Source organism: Enterobacter cloacae complex sp. IR53030 (assembly GCF_049238365.1).
GTDB lineage: Bacteria > Pseudomonadota > Gammaproteobacteria > Enterobacterales > Enterobacteriaceae > Enterobacter > Enterobacter kobei.
The window spans coordinates 90050-110163 of the sequence record NZ_JBMKHA010000009.1 but is presented as its reverse complement, the minus strand read 5'-3'; the positions used below and the strand labels follow the sequence as shown (position 1 = coordinate 110163).

The following is a 20114-nucleotide window of genomic DNA, read 5'->3' as shown; positions in this document are numbered from 1 at the left end:
ACAAGGTGCACTTACGCCTATGAAGCCTTCTATCGTCGCTAAACTGGAAGCTCTGCACGAGCGCCATGAAGAAGTCCAGGCGCTGCTCGGGGATGCCGGGACCATTGCGGACCAGGAACGTTTTCGCGCACTCTCGCGTGAGTACGCGCAGTTAAGTGATGTTTCTAAATGCTTTACCGACTGGCGACAGGTTCAGGAAGACATCGAAACCGCGCAGATGATGCTCGACGATCCTGAAATGCGCGAGATGGCGCAGGAAGAGTTACAGGATGCGAAAGCGCGTTCTGAAGAGATGGAGCAACAGCTTCAGGTGCTGCTGCTGCCAAAAGATCCGGACGACGAGCGTAACGCGTTTGTGGAAGTCCGCGCCGGTACCGGCGGTGATGAAGCGGCGCTGTTTGCCGGGGATCTGTTCCGCATGTACAGCCGCTACGCTGAATCGCGTCGCTGGCGCGTGGAAATCATGAGCGCTAACGACGGCGAGCATGGTGGCTATAAAGAGGTTATCGCCAAGATCAGCGGCGACGGCGTGTATGGTCGTCTGAAGTTTGAATCTGGCGGTCATCGCGTGCAGCGCGTGCCTGCTACGGAATCTCAGGGGCGTATTCATACCTCTGCCTGTACAGTGGCGGTGATGCCAGAGCTGCCGGAAGCGGAATTGCCGGACATCAACCCGGCGGACCTGCGCATCGACACCTTCCGCTCCTCTGGTGCGGGCGGCCAGCACGTTAACACCACCGATTCCGCTATCCGTATTACTCACCTGCCAACCGGTATTGTGGTGGAGTGTCAGGACGAGCGTTCGCAGCATAAAAACAAAGCCAAAGCCTTGTCTGTGCTGGGTGCGCGTATCCACGCGGCCGAAATGGCGAAACGCCAGCAGGCGGAAGCATCGACGCGTCGTAACCTGCTCGGCAGCGGCGATCGCAGCGACCGTAACCGTACCTACAACTTCCCGCAGGGCCGCGTGACCGACCACCGCATTAACCTGACGCTTTACCGTCTGGACGAGGTGATGGAAGGGAAGCTGGATATGCTGATTGAGCCTATCGTGCAGGAATACCAGGCCGACCAGCTGGCGGCGCTGTCCGAGCAGGAATAATGGATTTTCAGCGCTGGTTACGTGAGGCCGCCGGTGAGCTTTCCGCAAGCGAAAGCCCAAAACGCGACGCCGAAATTTTGCTGGAGCATGTAACGGGTAAAGCCCGTACGTATCTGCTGGCATTCGGTGAGACGCCACTGACCGCTGAGCAGCAAGCGCAGCTCGCTACGCTGCTTGCCCGCCGTAAAAACGGTGAGCCGGTGGCGCATCTTGTCGGTGAACGTGAGTTCTGGTCGCTCCCGCTTTATGTCTCAGCGGCAACGCTGATTCCACGCCCGGATACCGAATGTCTGGTGGAGCAGGCGCTGGCGCGTTTGCCGGCTGCGGCCAGCCGCATTCTCGATCTCGGAACAGGAACGGGTGCTATCGGGCTGGCGCTTGCCTGCGAGCGTCCGGATTGTGATGTGACGGCAGTGGATGTGATGCCTGACGCGGTGACCCTGGCGCAGCGTAACGTGGCGCGTCTCGGGCTGACTAACGTGACCGTGCTGCAAAGCAGCTGGTTTAGCGCGCTGGAGACTCGCTCGTTCGAGATGATCGTCAGTAACCCGCCGTATATTGACGAGCACGACCCGCACCTTGCGCAGGGCGATGTTCGTTTCGAGCCATTGACGGCGCTGGTTGCGGCTAACGCAGGGTTAGCCGATCTTGATCACATAGTGACAACGTCACGGCAACATTTACTTCCCGGCGGCTGGCTGCTGGTGGAACATGGCTGGACGCAGGGGGAAGCCGTACGTGCGCTGTTTACGCAAGCGGGTTATACCGCAGTGGAAACCTGCCGCGACTACGGCGGTAATGAACGGTTGACGCTAGGCCAGTGGGCGTGAAACAAGGCTATCTGCCATTTACTGATAAAGGCGTAAGGCTGACTGAAAGGCGGTTTGGCGTTATCATCTACATTGTTTTGAGTTTTATCGCGCCCGGGGGTAGCTGTACGTTCGGGCGTTACTGGGGTAAGTCATGAAGTCCTTAGCCGATTTCGAATTTAATAAAGTGCCGCTTTGCGATGGCATGATCCTGATTTCGGAGATGATACGCGACGATTTTACGTCGCAGTACGTTTACGATGAACTGGAGAATCTGGTCAGCCTGGCGCGTGAAGAGATCAATCAGGCGCGCCCGCAGGACTGGCAATTAGAGAAGCTGCTTGAGCTTTTCTACGGCGAATGGGGTTTCTGCGACACGCGTGGCGTGTATCGCCTGTCTGACGCATTATGGCTGGACCAGGTCTTAAAAAACCGTCAGGGCAGCGCCGTTGCGCTGGGCTCTATTTTGCTGTGGGTCGCGCACCGTCTTGATATTCCACTGGTGCCGGTCATTTTCCCGACGCAGATGATCCTGCGGGCGGAGTGGCTGGACGGCGAGATGTGGCTCATTAATCCGTTTAACGGCGATACGCTGGATGAGCATACGCTGGACGTCTGGCTGAAAGGCAACATCAGCCCGGTCGCCGAGCTCTTTAACGAAGATCTCGACGAGGCCGATAACGCCGAAGTGATCCGCAAGCTGCTGGATACGCTGAAATCAGCGCTGATGGAAGAGCGTCAGATGGAGCTTGCCTTGCGTGCCAGCGAAGTGCTGCTGCAGTTTAATCCGGAAGATCCCTACGAAATTCGCGACCGCGGGCTTATCTATGCCCAGCTCGACTGCGAACACGTTGCGCTGAACGATCTGAGCTATTTCGTTGAGCAGTGCCCGGAAGATCCGATTAGCGAAATGATTCGCGCGCAGATCAACGCGATCTCGCACAAACAAATTACACTGCATTAATCTTAATTCCGATTCACACCTGAATAAGGCGATCCTATGAAACAAAAAGTGGTTAGCATTGGTGATATCAAGGTAGCAAACGACCTGCCGTTCGTGCTGTTTGGCGGTATGAACGTGCTGGAATCCCGCGATCTCGCCATGCGTATCTGCGAGCACTACGTGACCGTGACCCAGAAGCTGGGCATCCCGTACGTGTTTAAGGCCTCTTTTGACAAAGCCAACCGCTCCTCCATTCACTCTTACCGTGGCCCGGGCCTGGAAGAGGGCATGAAGATTTTCCAGGAGCTGAAACAGACGTTTGGCGTGAAAGTGATCACCGATGTGCATGAGTCCTGGCAGGCACAGCCTGTAGCGGACGTGGTAGACGTGATCCAGCTTCCGGCATTCCTGGCCCGTCAGACGGACCTGGTGGAAGCGATGGCGAAAACCGGCGCGGTCATCAACGTGAAAAAACCACAGTTCGTGAGCCCTGGCCAGATGGGGAACATTGTCGACAAGTTTATCGAAGGCGGCAATGACAAGGTTATCCTGTGCGACCGCGGTGCAAACTTCGGTTATGACAACCTGGTCGTGGATATGCTGGGCTTCAGCGTGATGAAGAACGTCTCTAACCAGTCTCCGGTGATCTTCGACGTGACTCACGCCCTGCAGTGCCGTGACCCGTTTGGTGCCGCGTCTGGCGGCCGTCGCGCGCAGGTAACCGAACTGGCGCGCGCCGGTATGGCAACGGGTCTGGCGGGTCTGTTCATTGAAGCGCACCCGGATCCGGCTAACGCGAAATGCGATGGTCCTTCCGCACTGCCGCTGGATAAGCTGGAGCCGTTCCTGAAGCAGATCAAAGCGATTGACGATCTGGTGAAGAACTTCGACGAGCTTGATACCAGCAACTAATAAAAAAACCCGCTTCGGCGGGTTTTTTTATGGGGCATATTGCCGGGTGGCGCTGCGCTTACCTGGCCTACAAAACCTGTAGGCACTGCAAGCGAAGCGCCGCTGGGCAAAGAGGCTAGGCAAATATCGTCATCAGGTACGCCACAAACAGCGCCATATGTGCCGCGCCGTTCAGCACGTTGGTGCGTCCGGTGGAGAAGGAGATCTGGCACAGCAGCAGCGAGGCCACCATCACAATCATCTCCGGCGCGCCCAGCGCAAACTGCAGTTCGTTCCCCGTCATAAAGGCAATCAGCGTCACCACCGGTACGGTGAGTGATATGGTCGCCAGCACGGAGCCGAAGAACAGGTTCATTGCACGCTGCACCTGATTGTTCAACACCGCTTTCAGCGCCCCCAGTCCTTCAGGGGACAGGATCAGCAGCGCCACCAGGAAACCGGTAAAGGCCACCGGGGCGTTCAGCTCGGTTAACAGCGTCTCCAGCGGGTTGGCATTCATTTTGGTGACTGCAATAACCGCAATCAGATGCACGATCAGCCAAACCGTGTGCCACGCGCTGCTGTGTGCTGACGGCTTACCGTGGTGCGGGTCATCGTCGTCGCTGTCATCTTCATGTTCGTATACAAACAGGCTCTGGTGCGTTTTGGTCTGAATCAGCAGGAATACGCCGTACATGGCTGCGGAAATCAGCGCGACCAGCAGCGCCTGACCGGTGGAGAAGTTTGCACCTGGCAGCGCCATCGGGAAGACCAGCACGATAATTGCCAGCGGGAAGAGAGCAATCAGGTACTGTTTAATACCAAACAGGTTCATGTACTGGGTCGCAAATTTACGCCCGCCCAGTAACAGCGAGAAGCCCACCAGGCCGCCTGTCACAATCATAATGATGGAGTAGAGGGTATCGCGCATCAGCGTCGGGGCAGCATCGCCGGTCGCCATAAGCGCGGAAATCAGGCTGACTTCGAGAATAACAACGGAAAGACTGAGAATTAACGAACCGTACGGCTCGCCCAGACGGTGGGCTAATACGTCCGCATGGCGAACGACGCTAAATGCGCTGGTTAAAATACCGACCAGGGCAAGAATATTGATACCAACCACCACTGGCAGTGACTGACTGCTTCCCCAGAAGAGCAGCACAGCCAGTGCCAGAACCGGGAAAATGAGTGACGTCTCCTTGTGGCGGGTCTTTACCGCCTCGTGTGTTGCTGTCATGTGCTTCTCCATCAATGCAGGTGCTTGTAATTATAGATAGATTTTAAGGAGATTAAATTAACATAAATCTGTTAAATACCTTCTAATTTTTACTTAATTTTACCCTTTGTGATGTTTTTATTCTTTGAAGTCTATAATGCCATATCTCTCATAAATAAATATTAAATAACAACGAATTATAATTTTAATTTACTCATTAATTATTGTTGGGTGGCACCATGGCATATCGTCGTCCACACTTATCTCTTTACCGAAAAGAGAGGTTAGTGATGCCCTACAAAACGAAACGCGAATTACCTGATAACGTGAAAAATGTCCTGCCCGAGCACGCGCAGGATATCTACAAGGAAGCGTTTAACAGCGCCTGGGATCAGTACAAAGATAAAGACGATCGCCGGGATGATGCCAGCCGGGAAGAGACGGCGCATAAGGTCGCCTGGGCCGCAGTTAAACATGACTACGAGAAAGGAGACGATGATAAATGGCATAAAAAGAAATAGCTGTGAAATAATTCGCTGCCTTCATTTTGACTTTTCAGGCGGTTGAACTTCCGTTGTATTGCAACTGGTCCGCTAATTGCTTATCGTTATTTCACTGCTGGCGAAATGACCAGAAAAAAATGCCGGGAAGGCGCATTACAGATGTCGCAAGGAAGCATGCAGTGGCGGAGGTGTAAAGTGTTAACGCGTGATTTCTTAATGAAGGCAGATTGTAAGACGGCATTTGGTGCTATTGAGGAATCGCTTCTCTGGTCAGCTGAACAACGTGCGGCGTCGCTTGCTGCCACGCTTGCCTGCCGCCCGGATGATGGCCCGGTATGGATTTTTGGCTACGGTTCGCTGATGTGGAACCCGGCTCTGGAATTTGTCGAATCGGCAACGGGAACGCTGCCTGGCTGGCACCGCGCATTTTGTCTGCGCCTGACGGCCGGACGCGGCAGTGCGTGTCAGCCTGGTCGCATGCTTGCACTGAAAGAGGGCGGACGCACCACGGGCGTGGCGTATCGCCTCCCGGATGCCACGCTCGAAGAGGAGCTGACGCTGCTCTGGAAGCGCGAGATGATCACCGGCTGCTATATGCCGAGCTGGTGCAAGCTGGAGCTTGACGATGGACGTACCGTCAATGCGCTGGTGTTTATTATGGATCCACGCCATCCGCTGTATGAAGCGGATACCCGCACGCAGGTCATCGCCCCGTTGATTGCCGCCGCCAGCGGGCCGCTGGGCACCAACGCGCAGTATCTCTTCTCCCTCGATCAGGAGCTGACCCGCCTCGGCATGAAGGACGATTGTCTGAATGAGCTGGTGGTAAAGGTGAGGGCGCTGCTGGAAGGGAACCCTGTCAACAGCTCGCTGCGACCGGGTTTTGCCTGATAATACGCCCGGCTGGACGGGCGTTTACTCTTATGCTGCCACGTAGCTGACGGAATGCTCCAGCGACTGACTGTGGCTGTCGATCAGCACATCCCATGTGCCGGTATACGGCACGGTAAGCCACGCTTTATCATCCTGCACGGTCAGAATATCCGCCTGGGATTGCTTTTGCGCTTTTGAACTCATGAGATGTATGCGGCAGCGTTCTGAGCAACGCACCACTACCGTATCCCCGCCGAACAGTTTCAAACTTGTTTTTACCAGTGCCATTTTTTACCCCGTAGTCTTAAACAACGCTCTCCCTGCAGCCATATCCGAGCGTGATGTTGTTCACAATTCACTCGTTGCATAACACCAAAGGGGGAGAGTCGGGATGCTGATTTTGATCAAAAAATGGCATAACGATTAAACAAAAATGACAAAATCCCTCAAAAGCGAGGCTGGCGCGCGTTTTACCCGCGAAACGCGCGCCGGGGGAACATTAAATGCGGAAATGGCCGGCCGTTTCAGCAAGGTCGCCCGCCTGGCTCTGTAGGGCTCCCGCGGCGGCGGCGGACTGCACCACCAGCTCCGCGTTCTGCTGCACCATTCTGTCGAGATGCGTCACAGCGTGATTTATCTCATGGATGCCTTTCATCTGTTCGCTGGTGGCGATGGAGATTTCGCGCATGATGCCGGAGACGCTGCCGATGCTGGAGCGGATCTCATCCATGCTTTCACCGGCCAGATGCACATAGCGCGAACCAGTCGCCACGCTATCGGTGGTGGAATCAATCAGGGATTTGATCTCTTTCGCCGCCTGGGCGCTACGACTGGCGAGGTTACGCACTTCCCCGGCTACCACGGCAAATCCGCGGCCCTGCTCACCGGCACGCGCCGCCTCGACGGAGGCGTTCAGCGCCAGAATGTTGGTCTGGAAGGCGATACCGTCGATGACGCTGGTGATATCACCAATTTTTGCGGACGCCACTTCGATGGACTGCATCGTGCTGATGGCCTGAGAAACCACTTCACCACCGCGCGCTGCAGCCGCAGACGCTTTGCTTGCCTGATCGTTCGCTTCCGCTGCCGATTCATTCGATTGCGTGACGGAGGCGGTGATCTGCTCCACCGCGCTGGCGGTCTCGCGAAGGCTGGACGCCGCCTGCTCGGTACGCCCGGAAAGATCCTGGTTGCCAGCCGCAATTTCCTGCGCGGCATTTTTCACCGACGCGCTGGCGTCACGGAGTTGTACCATCACGACGGAAAGCTTATCGCTGAAGGCATTAAAGGCCTGCGCAATTTGCGCCACTTCATCATTGCCGCTGTCCGGCAAACGCTGGGACAGATCGTTGGTCCCGTTGGCAATGTTATGCATCGCATCACGAATGTCAGACAAGCGTTTCAGCAGACGGGCAATCAGGACGTGAACAATGGCGCCGCTCAGGAGTGCCAGGATCACCAGCGAAATCGCCGACGCTTTCAGCAGGGAACGCATGCCGGAGGTGGCATCGCTGTTGTCGAGCGCGACGACCAGCAGCCAGTTTGTGCCCGGCACGGCTGAGGCAATGAAGGTTTTGTCTACATCATTCAGGGTTCCGTCGACCGGATTACCGCGTTTCAGCGCCGCAAAGTCGATCCCTTTGATCGTCTCGGCAAACGGCTTCAGGGTCAAAGTCGGATCGTTGGCGGCAATCACGGTACCATCACTGTTCAGGAGCAGCCCGCTGCTGGCGGGTGTTGGGTGGATGCCGCGCACGTTTGCCACGACGCTATCCATGGCGACATCGCCCGCCACCACCGCTTTCAGGACGCCATTTTCTTTCACCGGTACAGCAAACGTCACCACCAGCTTTCCGGTACCGGCATCAACATAGGGTGCCGTCACTACCGGGCCGTCCGTGCTCACCACCTGCTGATACCAGGGACGAATGGTCGGATCATAATCCGCCGGGACACCCGCAGGTTCAGAAAACTTCGCCGTCTTGCTCGCATAACCCACATAGACGTTAGTGAATCCCCCCGCCTGCGCCAGTTGTTTAAACACCGGAACCGGGTCGTCAGCCAGCGCGACGCTTTGTGCGGAGGTAATCACCGTCATTTTGCTTTTGGCCCAGTCGGCAATCGCCATGTTGTGGCTGGCGCTGGTACTGGTCAATATATCGCGCTGTGACTGCTGGTTATCCTGGCGCGTGACCTGGAAGTTAATAATGGTATTGAGAAGAAGGGCGACGACAAGGCAACCTGTCGTCGTGGCGATAATACGTGCGCGAATCGATCTGAACATAAGTGAAATACCTGCTGTGTTGTTTCCATGCCTATCGGCAACCCCGCAGGTAAACTTGATGCTGAAACCGCGTCCATAAGAAAATAATATTTTTACGGGATTATTATTAAAAAGTTAATACTTTATCTGCGGTCAGCGTCCATTCGGCCAGCTCAACCAGCGTCCCGATTTCTACGCCCTCTATCAGCGGCAGAGTGGTAATCCCGCGTCCGTCGGTACAGGTCTTGCACAGTTTCACCGGCACATTTTGCGCGGTCAGGATCTCCAGCATCTGCTGAATGTTATAGCCTTCTGCCGGCTTTTGGCCCTTCAGCCCGGCGGTGACGGCATCCGACATTAAAAAAATCTGTAATGCCAGGTCGCTCTCTTTTTCACGTAGCGCAATGGCCAGACGCAGGCTGTTAAAAAGAGATTCGCTGCCGTAGGCCGCCCCGTTGGCGACGATCACAATCTTCTGCATGTTGACTCCTGTTCTTATAAAGGCACGAATATTGCTTAATTCTCCGGAGTTTCGCTGTCCGGGAGAGTAAGCATGACATTAATGGCTGGCATTTCGCCAGGTGCAACCGAATGGCTTCAGCGCGCGAGGCTGATGCGCCGGGAGCAGCTCAGCAAGCTGGCAGAGCTGAACGTGCTGGTGCACGGCATTAGCCAACTGGTACATATGCTACAGTGCGAGCGCGGGGCATCCAACGTCTGGCTCTGTTCACAGGGTAAGCTCTACGCGCCTGAATGCAAAGCCAGCCGGGCGCTGGTAGACGAAAATTTTGCTGCGCTGAATACGATACTTGGCAAGCAGTCCCTCCTCCCGGGGAGCGCCGTCTGCGAACGTATCGGTAATGCACTGCATACGCTGGACACACTTCCCGCGCTGCGTGACGGGGTGAGTCAACAAACCCTGACGGCCCCGCAGGCCATGGAACATTACTCCCGCATGCTTCGCCATCTGCTCAGTATCGTGCCGCAACTCAATGACAGCATTGACGATCCGCAAATCGCGGGCCGGTTTGTCGCCCTTTACAGCCTGATGCAGGGGAAAGAGCTGGCGGGACAAGAGCGGGCCCTGGGGGCGATAGGCTTCACGCAGGGTTTTTTTGATGACGTTACCCGCCAGAGACTGGTAGATCGCATTGACGGGCAGCAAGCCTGCTTTGAGATCTTCCTCTCCCACAGTCAGGCTGACGTTCAGGCCACTTTCTCCCTCAACTGCCAGCCCGACCGTGAGACGGAGCAACTCCGGCGCGTGGCCTGTACCCGCCAGCCTGCCGCGGATAATGGCCATACCGCGCTGGCGTGGTTTGCGCTGCAGACGGCGCGGCTGGAGCATCTGCGCGCGCTGGAGGAGACAATCATCGCCGATCTGATGGTCGCGGTGGATGAGCGGATTCAGCGTGACGAGGTCTATCCGCATCCCGCAGATGAACTAGAGGACCCGCTGGCGCATTACCCGGATAAACCCCTGCTGCCTCTGGTTCGCCAGCAGGCGCGCGAGATTGAGCAACTCTCCCGTCAGCTTGCGTCGCTGCGCGATACGCTTGAGGAGCGCAAAACCATTGATAAAGCAAAAAGCGTGCTGATGACCCACCAGAATATGAGTGAGGAGCAGGCCTGGACAGCTCTGCGCAAAATGGCGATGGACAAGAATCAGCGCATGGTGGATATCGCCCGGGCGCTGCTTACGGTGAAAAGCGTGTGGCAGATAACCCCAAAGGAGTAGCTGCACAATCAGTGGGCATGTTGTGCCTGATTGGGGTGCGTAATGGCGAGCAAAACCCGGCTGTCGGCCCTGAAACAGGGTGTTCAAACCTGGCATTGACTTTGCATTATTGAATTAACCATTTTTGACGGTGCGCCAACGGCGGTGCATCAGTCTTCGGGATAAAGGCGTCCAGCGGTGCTTCGGCACTGTGGGCGCTTTTTTTTGGCTTTTTTTCAGGAGTGGTCATGGCGGATTTGTCGAGACGACGGTTTTTGCAGGCCAGCATGCTGGCGAGTGGCGCAGTGTTATTACCGGGTGTCATGCAGGCTGCCTGGGCGGCAGGCTCGGATAAACCGGAGCAGGAGACGGTACGTATCGGGTTTATCCCGCTGACCGACTGTGCGCCGGTGGTTATCGCAGCCCTGAAAGGCTTTGATAAAAAATACGGTATCACCATCGTCCCCACCAAAGAGGCGAGCTGGGCAGCTGTACGCGACAAGCTGGTGGCGGGGGAGCTGGACGCCGCGCACATTCTTTACGGTCTGCTGTACGGGCTTGAACTGGGTATTGCAGGCAAGCCGCAGCAGATGGCAAACCTGATGACGCTTAACCAGAACGGTCAGGCCATTACGCTCTCCAGCGATCTGGCGGAGAAGGGGGTTCGCGATCTTGACGGGCTGAAAACGCTGGTCGGGCAGCAGGCGCCTGGCACTTACACTTTCGCGCACACCTTCCCGACTGGAACGCACGCCATGTGGCTTTACTACTGGCTGGCGAGCGCAGGCATTAACCCCTTCGATGACGTGCGCACAGTGGTGGTGCCGCCGCCGCAGATGGTGATGAACATGCGCATTGGCAACATGGTGGGCTTTTGCGTCGGTGAGCCGTGGAACGCGAGGGCGATTAACGACCGCATTGGCTTCACCGCTGCCACGTCGCAGTCCATCTGGGCGGATCATCCTGAAAAAATTCTCGGCACGCGTCGCGACTGGGTGGAGAAAAATCCGCACACCGCCCGGGCGCTGGTGAGTGCCGTGATGGAAGCCGCGCGCTGGATTGAGGCGTCCCCGGAAAACAAACGTGAAACCGCGCAGATCCTCTCGCGCCGGGCGTGGCTCAACTGCAAAGAACAGTATCTCACCGGGCGAATGCTCGGGGAATACGACAACGGCCTGGGGCAGCGCTGGCAGGACGCACACCCGATCCGTTTCTTCAACGAGGGTGCCGTCAGTTATCCGTATCTCTCTGACGGCATGTGGTTCTTAACCCAGTTCCGCCGCTGGGGCTTGCTTAAAACCGCGCCGGATTACGTGGGTATTGCGCAGCGCATTAACCAGACCGCGGTCTGGCAGGATGCTGCCACCGCCGTCGGCGGACTCTCCACTCCCTCATCACCGTATCGCAGCAGCACGCTGATGGACGGTACCGTCTGGAGCGGAACCGATCCGGAAGGGTACGCCAACCGTTTTGCCATTCACCGTAAAGGGGCCTGATTATGCCGCATCTGCAAAACACAAAACCACAAGAGAAGCCTGAGAGCGGGGAGGTGATTGTCCTGCCACCGTTACAGGTTCGTCGTCGTACGCCTGCGTTGGCGCGTCGAATGAATGATGTTTTACAGCGCGTCATTCCGGCGTTTCTGGGGCTGGGGCTGCTGGTGGTGCTCTGGCAACTGGCGGCGATAAACAGCAAAGGCTTCCCGACGCCGCTCAGCACGCTCGACTCGGCCATAACCCTGTTCGCCGATCCGTTTTATCGCGACGGGCCAAACGATATGGGCATAGGCTGGAACGTGCTTGCGTCACTGCAGCGCGTCGCCATCGGCTTTGGTCTGGCAGCGCTGGCGGGGATTCCGCTGGGCTTTCTGATTGGCCGCTTCACCTTTTTCTCGCGCATGTTCAACCCGCTAATTGCCCTCCTGCGGCCGGTTAGCCCGCTGGCCTGGCTGCCCATCGGCCTGCTGCTGTTCCAGAAAGCGGAGCCAGCATCAAGCTGGACCATATTTATCTGCTCCATCTGGCCGATGGTCATCAACACCGCGGAAGGGGTGCGCCGTATTCCACAGGACTACCTCAACGTCGCCCGGGTACTGCAACTCTCTGAGTGGACCATCATGCGCCGCATTCTCTTTCCTGCCGTGCTGCCTGCGGTGCTGACCGGGGTACGCCTCTCCATCGGTATTGCCTGGCTGGTGATTGTCGCCGCCGAGATGCTCACCGGAGGCTTAGGCATCGGCTTCTGGATCTGGAACGAGTGGAACAACCTCAACGTCGAAAACATTCTCATCGCCATCGTCATTATTGGCGTGGTCGGGTTGCTGCTGGAGCAGGGGCTGATGCTGATTGCCCGTCGCTTTAGCTGGCAGGAAAAATAAGGAGCGAAGATGAAACCATTAATTCAGGTCCAGGGCGTGAGCCAGCGCTTTTCTACTGCCAGCGGCGAGTTTCTGGCGCTGCAAAACGTTTCGTTTGATATTCACGAGGGCGAAACCGTCAGTTTGATCGGCCACTCCGGCTGCGGCAAATCGACGCTGCTGAACCTTATTGCCGGCATTACGCTGCCGACGGAAGGTGGGCTTATCTGCGACAACCGCGAAATTGCCGGGCCGGGCCCCGAGCGCGCGGTGGTGTTTCAGAACCATTCCCTGCTGCCATGGCTCACCTGCTTTGACAACGTCGCCCTGGCGGTGGATCAGGTGTTCCGTCACACCATGAGCAAGTCTGAGCGTAAAGCGTGGATCGAGCACAACCTCGACCGCGTGCAGATGGGGCATGCCTTGCATAAGCGCCCGGGGGAGATCTCCGGCGGCATGAAGCAGCGCGTGGGCATCGCCCGCGCGCTGGCGATGAAGCCAAAAGTGCTGCTGATGGATGAACCGTTCGGCGCGCTGGATGCGCTGACGCGAGCCCATCTGCAGGACTCGGTGATGCAGATCCAGCAGGCATTGAACACCACTATCGTGCTGATTACCCACGACGTAGATGAGGCAGTGCTGCTTTCCGATCGCGTGCTGATGATGACCAACGGCCCGGCGGCGACCGTCGGAGAGATCCTGCGCGTTGATCTGCCGCGTCCGCGCAACCGGGTTCAGCTGGCGGACGACAGCCGCTACCACCACATGCGTCAGCAGATCCTCCATTTCCTCTACGAAAAACAGCCGAAAGCGGCGTAACGAGGGGGCTTTGATGCGACTGGTCATTATCGGGAATGGAATGGCGGCCACCCGGCTGATTGACGGGCTAACCGGGCGGGCCTCGGGTCGTTTTGCTATCACCGTCGTCGGTGATGAGCCTGAGCATGCCTATAACCGCATTCAGCTTTCGCCGGTGCTGGGGGGCGAGAAAGCGGCAGCGGATATCTGTCTTCAGGATGAGGACTGGTACCGGGTACGTGGCGTTACGGTGCTGCGGGGCGAAAGGGCGCTTGCCGTGGACGTGGTCTCACGGGAAGTGCGAACCGCCACCCGCACGCTGGGCTGGGATGCCCTGGTATTTGCCACCGGTTCAACGCCTTTTGTTCCGCCGATCCCCGGCGGTGATGCGCCTCAGGTGTTCACGTTCCGCACCCTGGAGGATACCTGCGCCATTCAGGCAGTTTCCGGTCCGGCGGTGGTGCTGGGGGGCGGCGTGCTTGGGGTTGAGACTGCGGCAGCACTGGCACGCTCAGGTGACAACGTCACGCTCGTTCATCGCGGTCCGTGGCTGATGGAACAACAGCTGGATCAAAAGGCTGGCGCGCTGCTGGAGGAGGCGCTGGCGGAACGGGGCGTGCGCTGTGAGCTTGCCTCCGGCATCTCGGCGATTAACGACAACACCGTGACGTTGCTCAATGGACGCAGTATTGCTGCGGCGCGCGTGGTGCTGGCGACCGGCGTGCAGCCCAACATTGACCTGGCAAAGGCCAGCGGCCTTCATTGCGCGCGCGGGATTGTGGTGAATCACCAGATGCAGACCTCCGCGCCGGACATCTATGCCATTGGCGAGTGCTGCGAAATTGATGGCCAGACGTTTGGCCTGGTCGCCCCCTGTCTGGCGCAGGCCGATATCCTCGCCGCACGGCTGGCGGGCGACACCACTGCGCCGTTTACCCTCACCGACAACGGTGTGCGCCTCAAGGTGACCGGCGTGGAGCTGTTCAGCCTGGGTCGCGCGGCGGAGCAGGAGGGCGACGTGGTCTGGCGTTCATGGGATCCGCTGACGCGTCACTATCGTCGCTTACTGATCCATCAGGGGACGCTGGCTGGCGTGCTGCTGATGGGAGATTGCCGCCACGCGGTGACATTTACCGATTTACGGGCAACGGCTGCGCCCGCACACGCGGACTGGCTGTTCGATCGATTCACTACGCAACCACAGGTTGCAGGACAGAACGCTATGACAAAACCTACTCTGGTGGTGGTTGGGCACGGTATGGTCGGCCATCATTTTCTCGAAGATTGCGTTAACCGCAACTTACATCAGCAGTATCAGATCGTGGTCTTTGGTGAAGAGCGCTATGCCGCCTATGACCGCGTGCATCTGTCCGAGTATTTTGGCGGCCGCAGTGCGGATTCGCTCTCGCTGGTGGCAGGGGATTTTTTTGCTGATAACGGCATTGAGCTGCGCCTGTCGCAGCAGATTGTCGCCATTGACCGCGACGCGCGCGTGGTGCGTACCGCCAGTGGGCATGAAACGCACTGGGATAAACTGGTGCTGGCGACCGGCTCATACCCGTTTGTCCCGCCGGTACCGGGTAACGATCTGCCGGGCTGTTTTGTCTACCGCACGCTCGACGATCTCGACAACATTGCGGCCCATGCGGCGGGTGCGCGTCGCGGGGTCGTCATCGGCGGCGGGCTGCTGGGGCTGGAGGCAGCAAACGCCCTGAAACAACTCGGGCTCGACACTCACGTGGTGGAGTTTGCGCCCAATCTGATGGCGGTTCAGCTCGATAACGACGGCGCGTCGATGCTGCGCAAGAAAATCGAGGCGCTGGGCGTGGGCGTTCACACCGCTAAAGCCACCACGGAAATTGCGTCGACGGATGACGGGCTGGTGCTGCGCTTTGCCGATGGCGAAGCGCTGGAAACGGACCTGGTGGTCTTTTCTGCCGGTATCCGTCCGCAGGACGCGCTGGCGCGCAGCAGCGGGCTGGCTATCGGCGAGCGCGGCGGGATCTGCATTGACGATGGCTGCCAGACTTCCGACCGTGACGTGTTTGCCATTGGCGAATGCGCGTTGTGGGAAGGGAAAATCTTTGGACTGGTTGCCCCGGGCTACCAGATGGCACGCGTGGCCGCCGCCGCGCTGGCAGGGGAGGATAAAACCTTCACCGGCGCGGATATGAGCACCAAACTCAAGCTGCTGGGCGTGGATGTGGCGTCGTTTGGCGACGCTCACGGGCGCACGCCGGGGGCGCTGAGCTACCAGTGGACGCACGGCCCGCAGCAAATCTACAAGAAAATCGTGGTCAGCCACGACAGCAAAACGCTGCTCGGCGGCGTGCTGGTGGGTGATGCCAGCGAATACGCCACGCTGGTGCAGATGATGCTCAATGGAATCAGCCTGCCGAAAGCGCCGGAAACCCTGATATTACCCGCATCCTCAGGCAGCGCGCCAAAAGCGCTGGGCGTGGCGGCGCTGCCGGAAAGTGCGCAGATCTGTTCGTGTCATAACGTCAGCAAGGGCGATATTTGCCAGGCCGTGAGCGCGGGCGCAACGGATATCGGTGCCATCAAACAGTGCACCAAAGCGGCGACCGGTTGCGGGGGCTGTAGTGCGCTGGTGAAGCAGGTGATGGAGTTTCAGCTTGCTGAACAGGGCGTGGAGGTGAAAAAGGATATCTGTGAACACTTCCCCTGGTCACGCCAGGAAATTTACCACCTGGTGCGCGTCAACCATATCCGCACCTTTGACCAGCTCATCAGCCGCTACGGTCAGGGACACGGGTGCGAAATCTGTAAGCCGCTGGTCGGTTCCGTGCTGGCTTCCTGCTGGAACGAGTATCTGCTTAAACCGGCACATTTGCCGCTGCAGGACACCAACGACCGTTACTTTGCCAATATTCAGAAGGACGGAACCTATTCCATCGTGCCGCGTATGCCCGCCGGGGAAGTGACCGCCGACGGGCTGATCGCCATCGGCCAGATTGCAAAGCGCTATAGCCTTTACAGCAAAATCACTGGCGGGCAGCGTATTGACCTCTTTGGCGCCACTCTGGAACAGCTACCGGAGATCTGGCAGGCGCTGGTGGAAGCCGGATTTGAGACCGGCCACGCTTACGGGAAATCTCTGCGCACGGTGAAATCCTGCGTTGGGTCGACCTGGTGCCGCTATGGCGTGCAGGACTCCACCGGCCTCGCGGTCAAACTGGAGCACCGTTACAAAGGCCTGCGCGCGCCGCACAAAATCAAAATGGCGGTTTCCGGCTGTACCCGCGAGTGTGCCGAGGCGCAGAGCAAAGACGTGGGCGTCATTGCCACCGATAAAGGCTGGAACCTCTACCTGTGCGGCAACGGCGGCATGAAGCCGCGCCATGCGGATCTTTTCGCCAGCGATCTGGACGATGAAACGCTGATCCGTACCGTTGACCGGTTCCTGATGTTCTACATCCGCACGGCGGATCGCCTGCAGCGCACCAGCACCTGGATGGACAACCTGGAAGGCGGCCTCGACTATCTGCGCGAGGTGATCCTCGAGGACAGTCTGGGTATTGCCGACGAACTGGAGCAGGAGATGGCCCGGGTGGTAGAAACCTACCAGTGCGAATGGCAGACCACGCTCAACGATCCCAACCGTCTGGCGCTGTTCCGCACCGCTGTGAACGACACTGCCGCAGAGCAAGGCAAACGCTGGCAGGAAATCTGCGGTATCGAGGATATCCCCGAACAGGCGGGCATTGGCGCGCGTCTTGGTCACAATGCGATTGCGCTGTTCCGCTTTGGCAAAACCGTTTATGCCCTCGACGACCTGGAGCCAGGAAGCCGTGCGAACGTGCTTTCTCGCGGCATTCTTGGCGATGCGGCGGGGGAGCCGGTGGTGATCTCTCCGCTTTATAAACAGCGCATTCGTCTGCGCGATGGCTGTCAGGTTGAAAATGGTGAGCCTGCGGTACGCGCCTGGCCGGTGAAAATTGAAAACGGCAAAGTGTGGGTCGGTAACGATGCCCTGGTCATGCGTGCGGAGGCTTCATGACAGAAACCCGGACAACATGCCCCTACTGCGGGGTGGGCTGCGGCGTGGTCGCCCGCGTGGAAGGCGGCGTGGTCAGCGTTCGGGGAGATGAAACCCATCCGGCGAATTTTGGTCGCCTGTGCGTGAAAGGGGCCGCCCTGGGGGAGACAACCGATTTACAGGGGCGGCTTTTGCGCCCGGTCCTTGACGGTAATGAGGTGGACTGGACGCAGGCACTGGAGGCGGCAGGTGAACGGCTCCAGCACATTATCGACAGATGGGGGCCGCAGGCGGTGGCGTTCTACGCGTCCGGCCAGCTGTTAACCGAGGATTACTACGCCGCTAACAAGCTGATGAAGGGGTTCATCGGGGCGGCGAACATTGATACCAACTCCCGGCTCTGCATGTCGTCAGCGGTGGTGGGTTATAAACGTGCCTTCGGTGAGGACGTGGTGCCGTGCAGTTACGAGGACGTGGAGAACAGCGATCTGGTGGTACTGGTGGGCTCGAATGCCGCCTGGACGCACCCTGTTCTGTACCAGCGGCTGGTGCAGGCAAAGCAAACTAATCCGCAGATGAAGGTGGTGGTGATTGACCCGCGTGAAACGGTTACCTGTGATATCGCTGACCTGCATCTGGCGCTAAAACCCGGCAGCGATGCGGGGCTGTTTGTGGGGTTGCTCAATGTGATCCAGGGAACCGACGCGTGGCCGATGGCCCGCGTGGCGGCGTTTTGCGACCTTCCTGTGCAGGATATTAGTGTGTTTTATGACTGGTTTGTCACCGCGCCACGCGCGATCACGCTCTACACCATGGGGATCAACCAGTCATCGAGCGGTAGCGACAAGTGTAACGCCATCATCAACGTCCATCTTGCCAGCGGAAAATTCAACCGCCCGGGCTGCGGTCCGTTTTCGCTGACCGGACAGCCAAACGCCATGGGCGGACGGGAAGTGGGCGGGCTGGCAAATCAGCTGGCGGCGCACATGAACTTTGAGCCGGACGACCTTTCGCGGGTGGCGCGTTTCTGGGGAACGGAAAGGCTGGCGCAGACGCCAGGCCTGATGGCGGTTGAACTGTTCGATGCCATTGCCCGTGGCGAAGTGAAGGCGGTGTGGATCATGGGCACCAACCCAGCGGTCTCGCTGCCGGACAGTCACGCCGTATGTCAGGCGCTGGCAGGCTGCCCGCTGGTGATTGTTTCTGAGGTCATGAACGATACCGACACCAGCCGGTTCGCCCATATCTGTTTTCCGGCGCTGGCCTGGGGGGAGAAGGACGGCACTGTGACCAATTCCGAGCGGCGTATTTCGCGCCAGCGCGCCTTTCTGCCTGCACCGGGAGAGGCAAAACCGGACTGGTGGATCGTCGCGCAGATTGCAAAACGGCTTGGTCACGGCGATGCCTTTGCCTGGCAACATCCGCACGAGATTTTTTGCGAGCACGCGGCGCTGACGGCCTTTGAAAATGACGGCACGCGGGCATTGAACCTGCATGACCTGGCTGAACTTACCCGCGAAGCGTGGGAGCGGCTGGAGCCGTATCAGTGGTCAACGGGGGATTTTCCGCGTCGAAACCTGGTGCCGGTCGATCCGGTCCAGCACGGTGCGGCGGTCAGCACGCTGTACCCGGTGCTCCTCAATACCGGACGCATCCGCGATCAATGGCACTCCATGACCCGGACGGGGTATGTGCCCCGGCTGATGCAGCATATCGCGGAGCCGTTTGTTGAGGTCTGCGCCAGCGATGCCGTGCGGTTCTCGTTGTGTGATGGCCAGCTGGCGCGGATCAGTTCGCCGCGCGGCGTGATGGTCGCCAGAGTGCGAGTCAACCGCGGCATCCGGCAAGGCGAGGTGTTTGCCCCGATGCACTGGAACGCCGTGTTTGCCCGTCAGGGAAAGGTGAATGCGCTGGTGGAAGGGCGCTGCGATCCGGCGTCGGGCCAGCCGGAGAGCAAACAAACCGCCGTTCGGATTATGCCCTGGCTGCCCGCCTGGCAAGGGGTGCTCTATACCCACGAACAGCCGGCGTTACCATCCTGGGTTCACTGGTGGCGTAAAGCCTCGCATCTGACGGTATCAGGAGATAAACCGTTGCTGTCGTGGCTCATGAACTACGCCAGCAGTCGGGGCTGGCAGTTACAGGTTGCTCAAACCGGCGAACGCAGTAGCGTGCTTGCCTGGCATGAAGGTCAGCTGATGCTCGGCTTCTGGGAAGGCACCACGTTACCGGAGCTGGTACACCCGATCATTGACGCTGCTTTTCGCTCGCCCCCCACGACGCCTGCAGAGCGTCATGCGCTGCTGAACGGGCAGGGTGTGGAGGAGACGGCGGATCCGGGACGCATTATCTGTAGCTGCTTCAGCGTCGGAGAAAATGCGATTCGGGAGGCGATAGCCGGAGGGTGCGAAAGCGTCGCCGCGCTGGGGGCAACGTTACGGTGCGGCACGAACTGTGGCTCCTGCGTTTCGGAGTTGAAAGGACTGTTTGGATGATGGTGTAAGCGCGTCGGGTGGCGTAGCCGCCACCCGACAATCAGTTTCAGGATAATCCTGAAATTTCCGCCAGAACTGCATTTCCAGGCTTATCGCGTTAACATAATAAGAGTTTATCCATAAACACAGGTTCTTTTTTACGACGTTG

At 58.3% G+C, this 20114-nt stretch carries 17 protein-coding genes and 1 pseudogene; 13 read left to right on the top strand and 5 right to left on the bottom strand.

Annotation, left to right across the window (positions count from 1 at the left end; translation table 11 throughout):
- The first annotated feature begins 19 nt into the window (after window positions 1–19).
- The 5 genes and pseudogenes from prfA (at window position 20) to kdsA (ending at window position 3766) form a co-directional block, all read left to right on the top strand.
- On the top strand, window positions 20–1102 hold the full coding sequence (gene prfA / locus ACOTXR_RS11665; protein ID WP_014884195.1) for a peptide chain release factor 1: 1083 nt from the start codon (window positions 20–22) through the stop codon (window positions 1100–1102).
- Window positions 1102–1932 carry a peptide chain release factor N(5)-glutamine methyltransferase gene (prmC, locus tag ACOTXR_RS11660; protein WP_047027839.1) on the top strand — a complete coding sequence of 277 codons (831 nt, stop codon included), beginning with the start codon at window positions 1102–1104 and terminating at the stop codon, window positions 1930–1932. Before prfA ends, prmC begins: the two co-directional genes overlap by 1 nt.
- 8 nt (window positions 1933–1940) lie before the next feature.
- Window positions 1941–2030, top strand: a pseudogene (locus ACOTXR_RS11655) (siroheme synthase); the annotation flags it as partial.
- 35 nt (window positions 2031–2065) lie between these two features.
- Window positions 2066–2875, top strand: a complete 810-nt coding sequence (gene sirB1, locus ACOTXR_RS11650) for an invasion regulator SirB1 (RefSeq protein ID WP_008499515.1) — start codon at window positions 2066–2068, stop codon at window positions 2873–2875.
- Window positions 2876–2911: 36 nt separating this feature from the next.
- Window positions 2912–3766 carry a 3-deoxy-8-phosphooctulonate synthase gene (gene kdsA / locus ACOTXR_RS11645; protein ID WP_014884193.1) on the top strand — a complete coding sequence of 285 codons (855 nt, stop codon included), beginning with the start codon at window positions 2912–2914 and terminating at the stop codon, window positions 3764–3766.
- Window positions 3767–3881: 115 nt separating this feature from the next.
- Here the strand turns inward: kdsA and chaA are convergent, their stop codons facing one another.
- Window positions 3882–4982, bottom strand: a complete 1101-nt coding sequence (chaA, locus tag ACOTXR_RS11640; RefSeq protein WP_008499517.1) for a sodium-potassium/proton antiporter ChaA — start codon at window positions 4980–4982, stop codon at window positions 3882–3884.
- A 269-nt stretch (window positions 4983–5251) separates the two neighbouring features.
- Between chaA and chaB the strand changes: the two genes are divergently transcribed.
- Together chaB and ACOTXR_RS11630 are read left to right on the top strand one after the other, a co-directional pair.
- The gene (gene chaB / locus ACOTXR_RS11635; RefSeq protein ID WP_014884191.1) at window positions 5252–5482 is read left to right on the top strand and encodes a putative cation transport regulator ChaB; all 231 of its coding nucleotides are present in this window, start codon (window positions 5252–5254) and stop codon (window positions 5480–5482) included.
- A 177-nt stretch (window positions 5483–5659) separates the two neighbouring features.
- On the top strand, window positions 5660–6355 hold the full coding sequence (locus ACOTXR_RS11630) for a gamma-glutamylcyclotransferase (RefSeq protein ID WP_014884190.1): 696 nt from the start codon (window positions 5660–5662) through the stop codon (window positions 6353–6355).
- Between the two features lie 30 nt (window positions 6356–6385).
- Here the strand turns inward: ACOTXR_RS11630 and ACOTXR_RS11625 are convergent, their stop codons facing one another.
- The 3 genes from ACOTXR_RS11625 to ACOTXR_RS11615 form a co-directional block, all read right to left on the bottom strand.
- Entirely contained in the window at window positions 6386–6625 is a 240-nt protein-coding gene (locus tag ACOTXR_RS11625) for a DUF1883 domain-containing protein (protein ID WP_010432930.1), read from the bottom strand.
- Between the two features lie 211 nt (window positions 6626–6836).
- Entirely contained in the window at window positions 6837–8621 is a 1785-nt protein-coding gene (locus ACOTXR_RS11620; RefSeq protein WP_058689881.1) for a methyl-accepting chemotaxis protein, read from the bottom strand.
- Between the two features lie 106 nt (window positions 8622–8727).
- Window positions 8728–9081: a DsrE/DsrF/TusD sulfur relay family protein gene (locus tag ACOTXR_RS11615; protein ID WP_014884187.1), complete on the bottom strand. Its 354-nt coding sequence runs from the start codon at window positions 9079–9081 to the stop codon at window positions 8728–8730.
- A gap of 72 nt (window positions 9082–9153) precedes the next feature.
- On the opposite strand from ACOTXR_RS11615, the gene nasR reads away from it, so the two are divergent.
- On the top strand, window positions 9154–10338 hold the full coding sequence (gene nasR, locus ACOTXR_RS11610; protein WP_058689882.1) for a nitrate regulatory protein NasR: 1185 nt from the start codon (window positions 9154–9156) through the stop codon (window positions 10336–10338).
- Window positions 10339–10444: 106 nt separating this feature from the next.
- Here the strand turns inward: nasR and ACOTXR_RS11605 are convergent, their stop codons facing one another.
- Window positions 10445–10567 carry a hypothetical protein gene (locus ACOTXR_RS11605; protein ID WP_255343926.1) on the bottom strand — a complete coding sequence of 41 codons (123 nt, stop codon included), beginning with the start codon at window positions 10565–10567 and terminating at the stop codon, window positions 10445–10447.
- Between ACOTXR_RS11605 and ACOTXR_RS11600 the strand changes: the two genes are divergently transcribed.
- Genes ACOTXR_RS11600 through ACOTXR_RS11580 form a run of 5 tightly spaced genes read left to right on the top strand, consistent with a single transcriptional unit; the run spans window position 10566 to window position 19966 of the window.
- Window positions 10566–11813 (top strand): CmpA/NrtA family ABC transporter substrate-binding protein, encoded by a 1248-nt coding sequence (locus ACOTXR_RS11600; protein WP_059373518.1) that lies wholly within the window; start codon window positions 10566–10568, stop codon window positions 11811–11813. The genes ACOTXR_RS11605 and ACOTXR_RS11600 overlap by 2 nt on opposite strands.
- 2 nt (window positions 11814–11815) lie before the next feature.
- Window positions 11816–12694 (top strand): nitrate ABC transporter permease, encoded by an 879-nt coding sequence (ntrB, locus tag ACOTXR_RS11595; RefSeq protein ID WP_014884183.1) that lies wholly within the window; start codon window positions 11816–11818, stop codon window positions 12692–12694.
- Between the two features lie 9 nt (window positions 12695–12703).
- On the top strand, window positions 12704–13492 hold the full coding sequence (locus ACOTXR_RS11590) for an ABC transporter ATP-binding protein (protein ID WP_014884182.1): 789 nt from the start codon (window positions 12704–12706) through the stop codon (window positions 13490–13492).
- A 13-nt stretch (window positions 13493–13505) separates the two neighbouring features.
- Window positions 13506–17492, top strand: a complete 3987-nt coding sequence (gene nirB, locus ACOTXR_RS11585) for a nitrite reductase large subunit NirB (RefSeq protein ID WP_072205283.1) — start codon at window positions 13506–13508, stop codon at window positions 17490–17492.
- Complete coding sequence (locus tag ACOTXR_RS11580; protein ID WP_058689884.1) at window positions 17489–19966, top strand: nitrate reductase; 2478 nt, start codon at window positions 17489–17491, stop codon at window positions 19964–19966. Before nirB ends, ACOTXR_RS11580 begins: the two co-directional genes overlap by 4 nt.
- Window positions 19967–20114 lie beyond the last annotated feature (148 nt).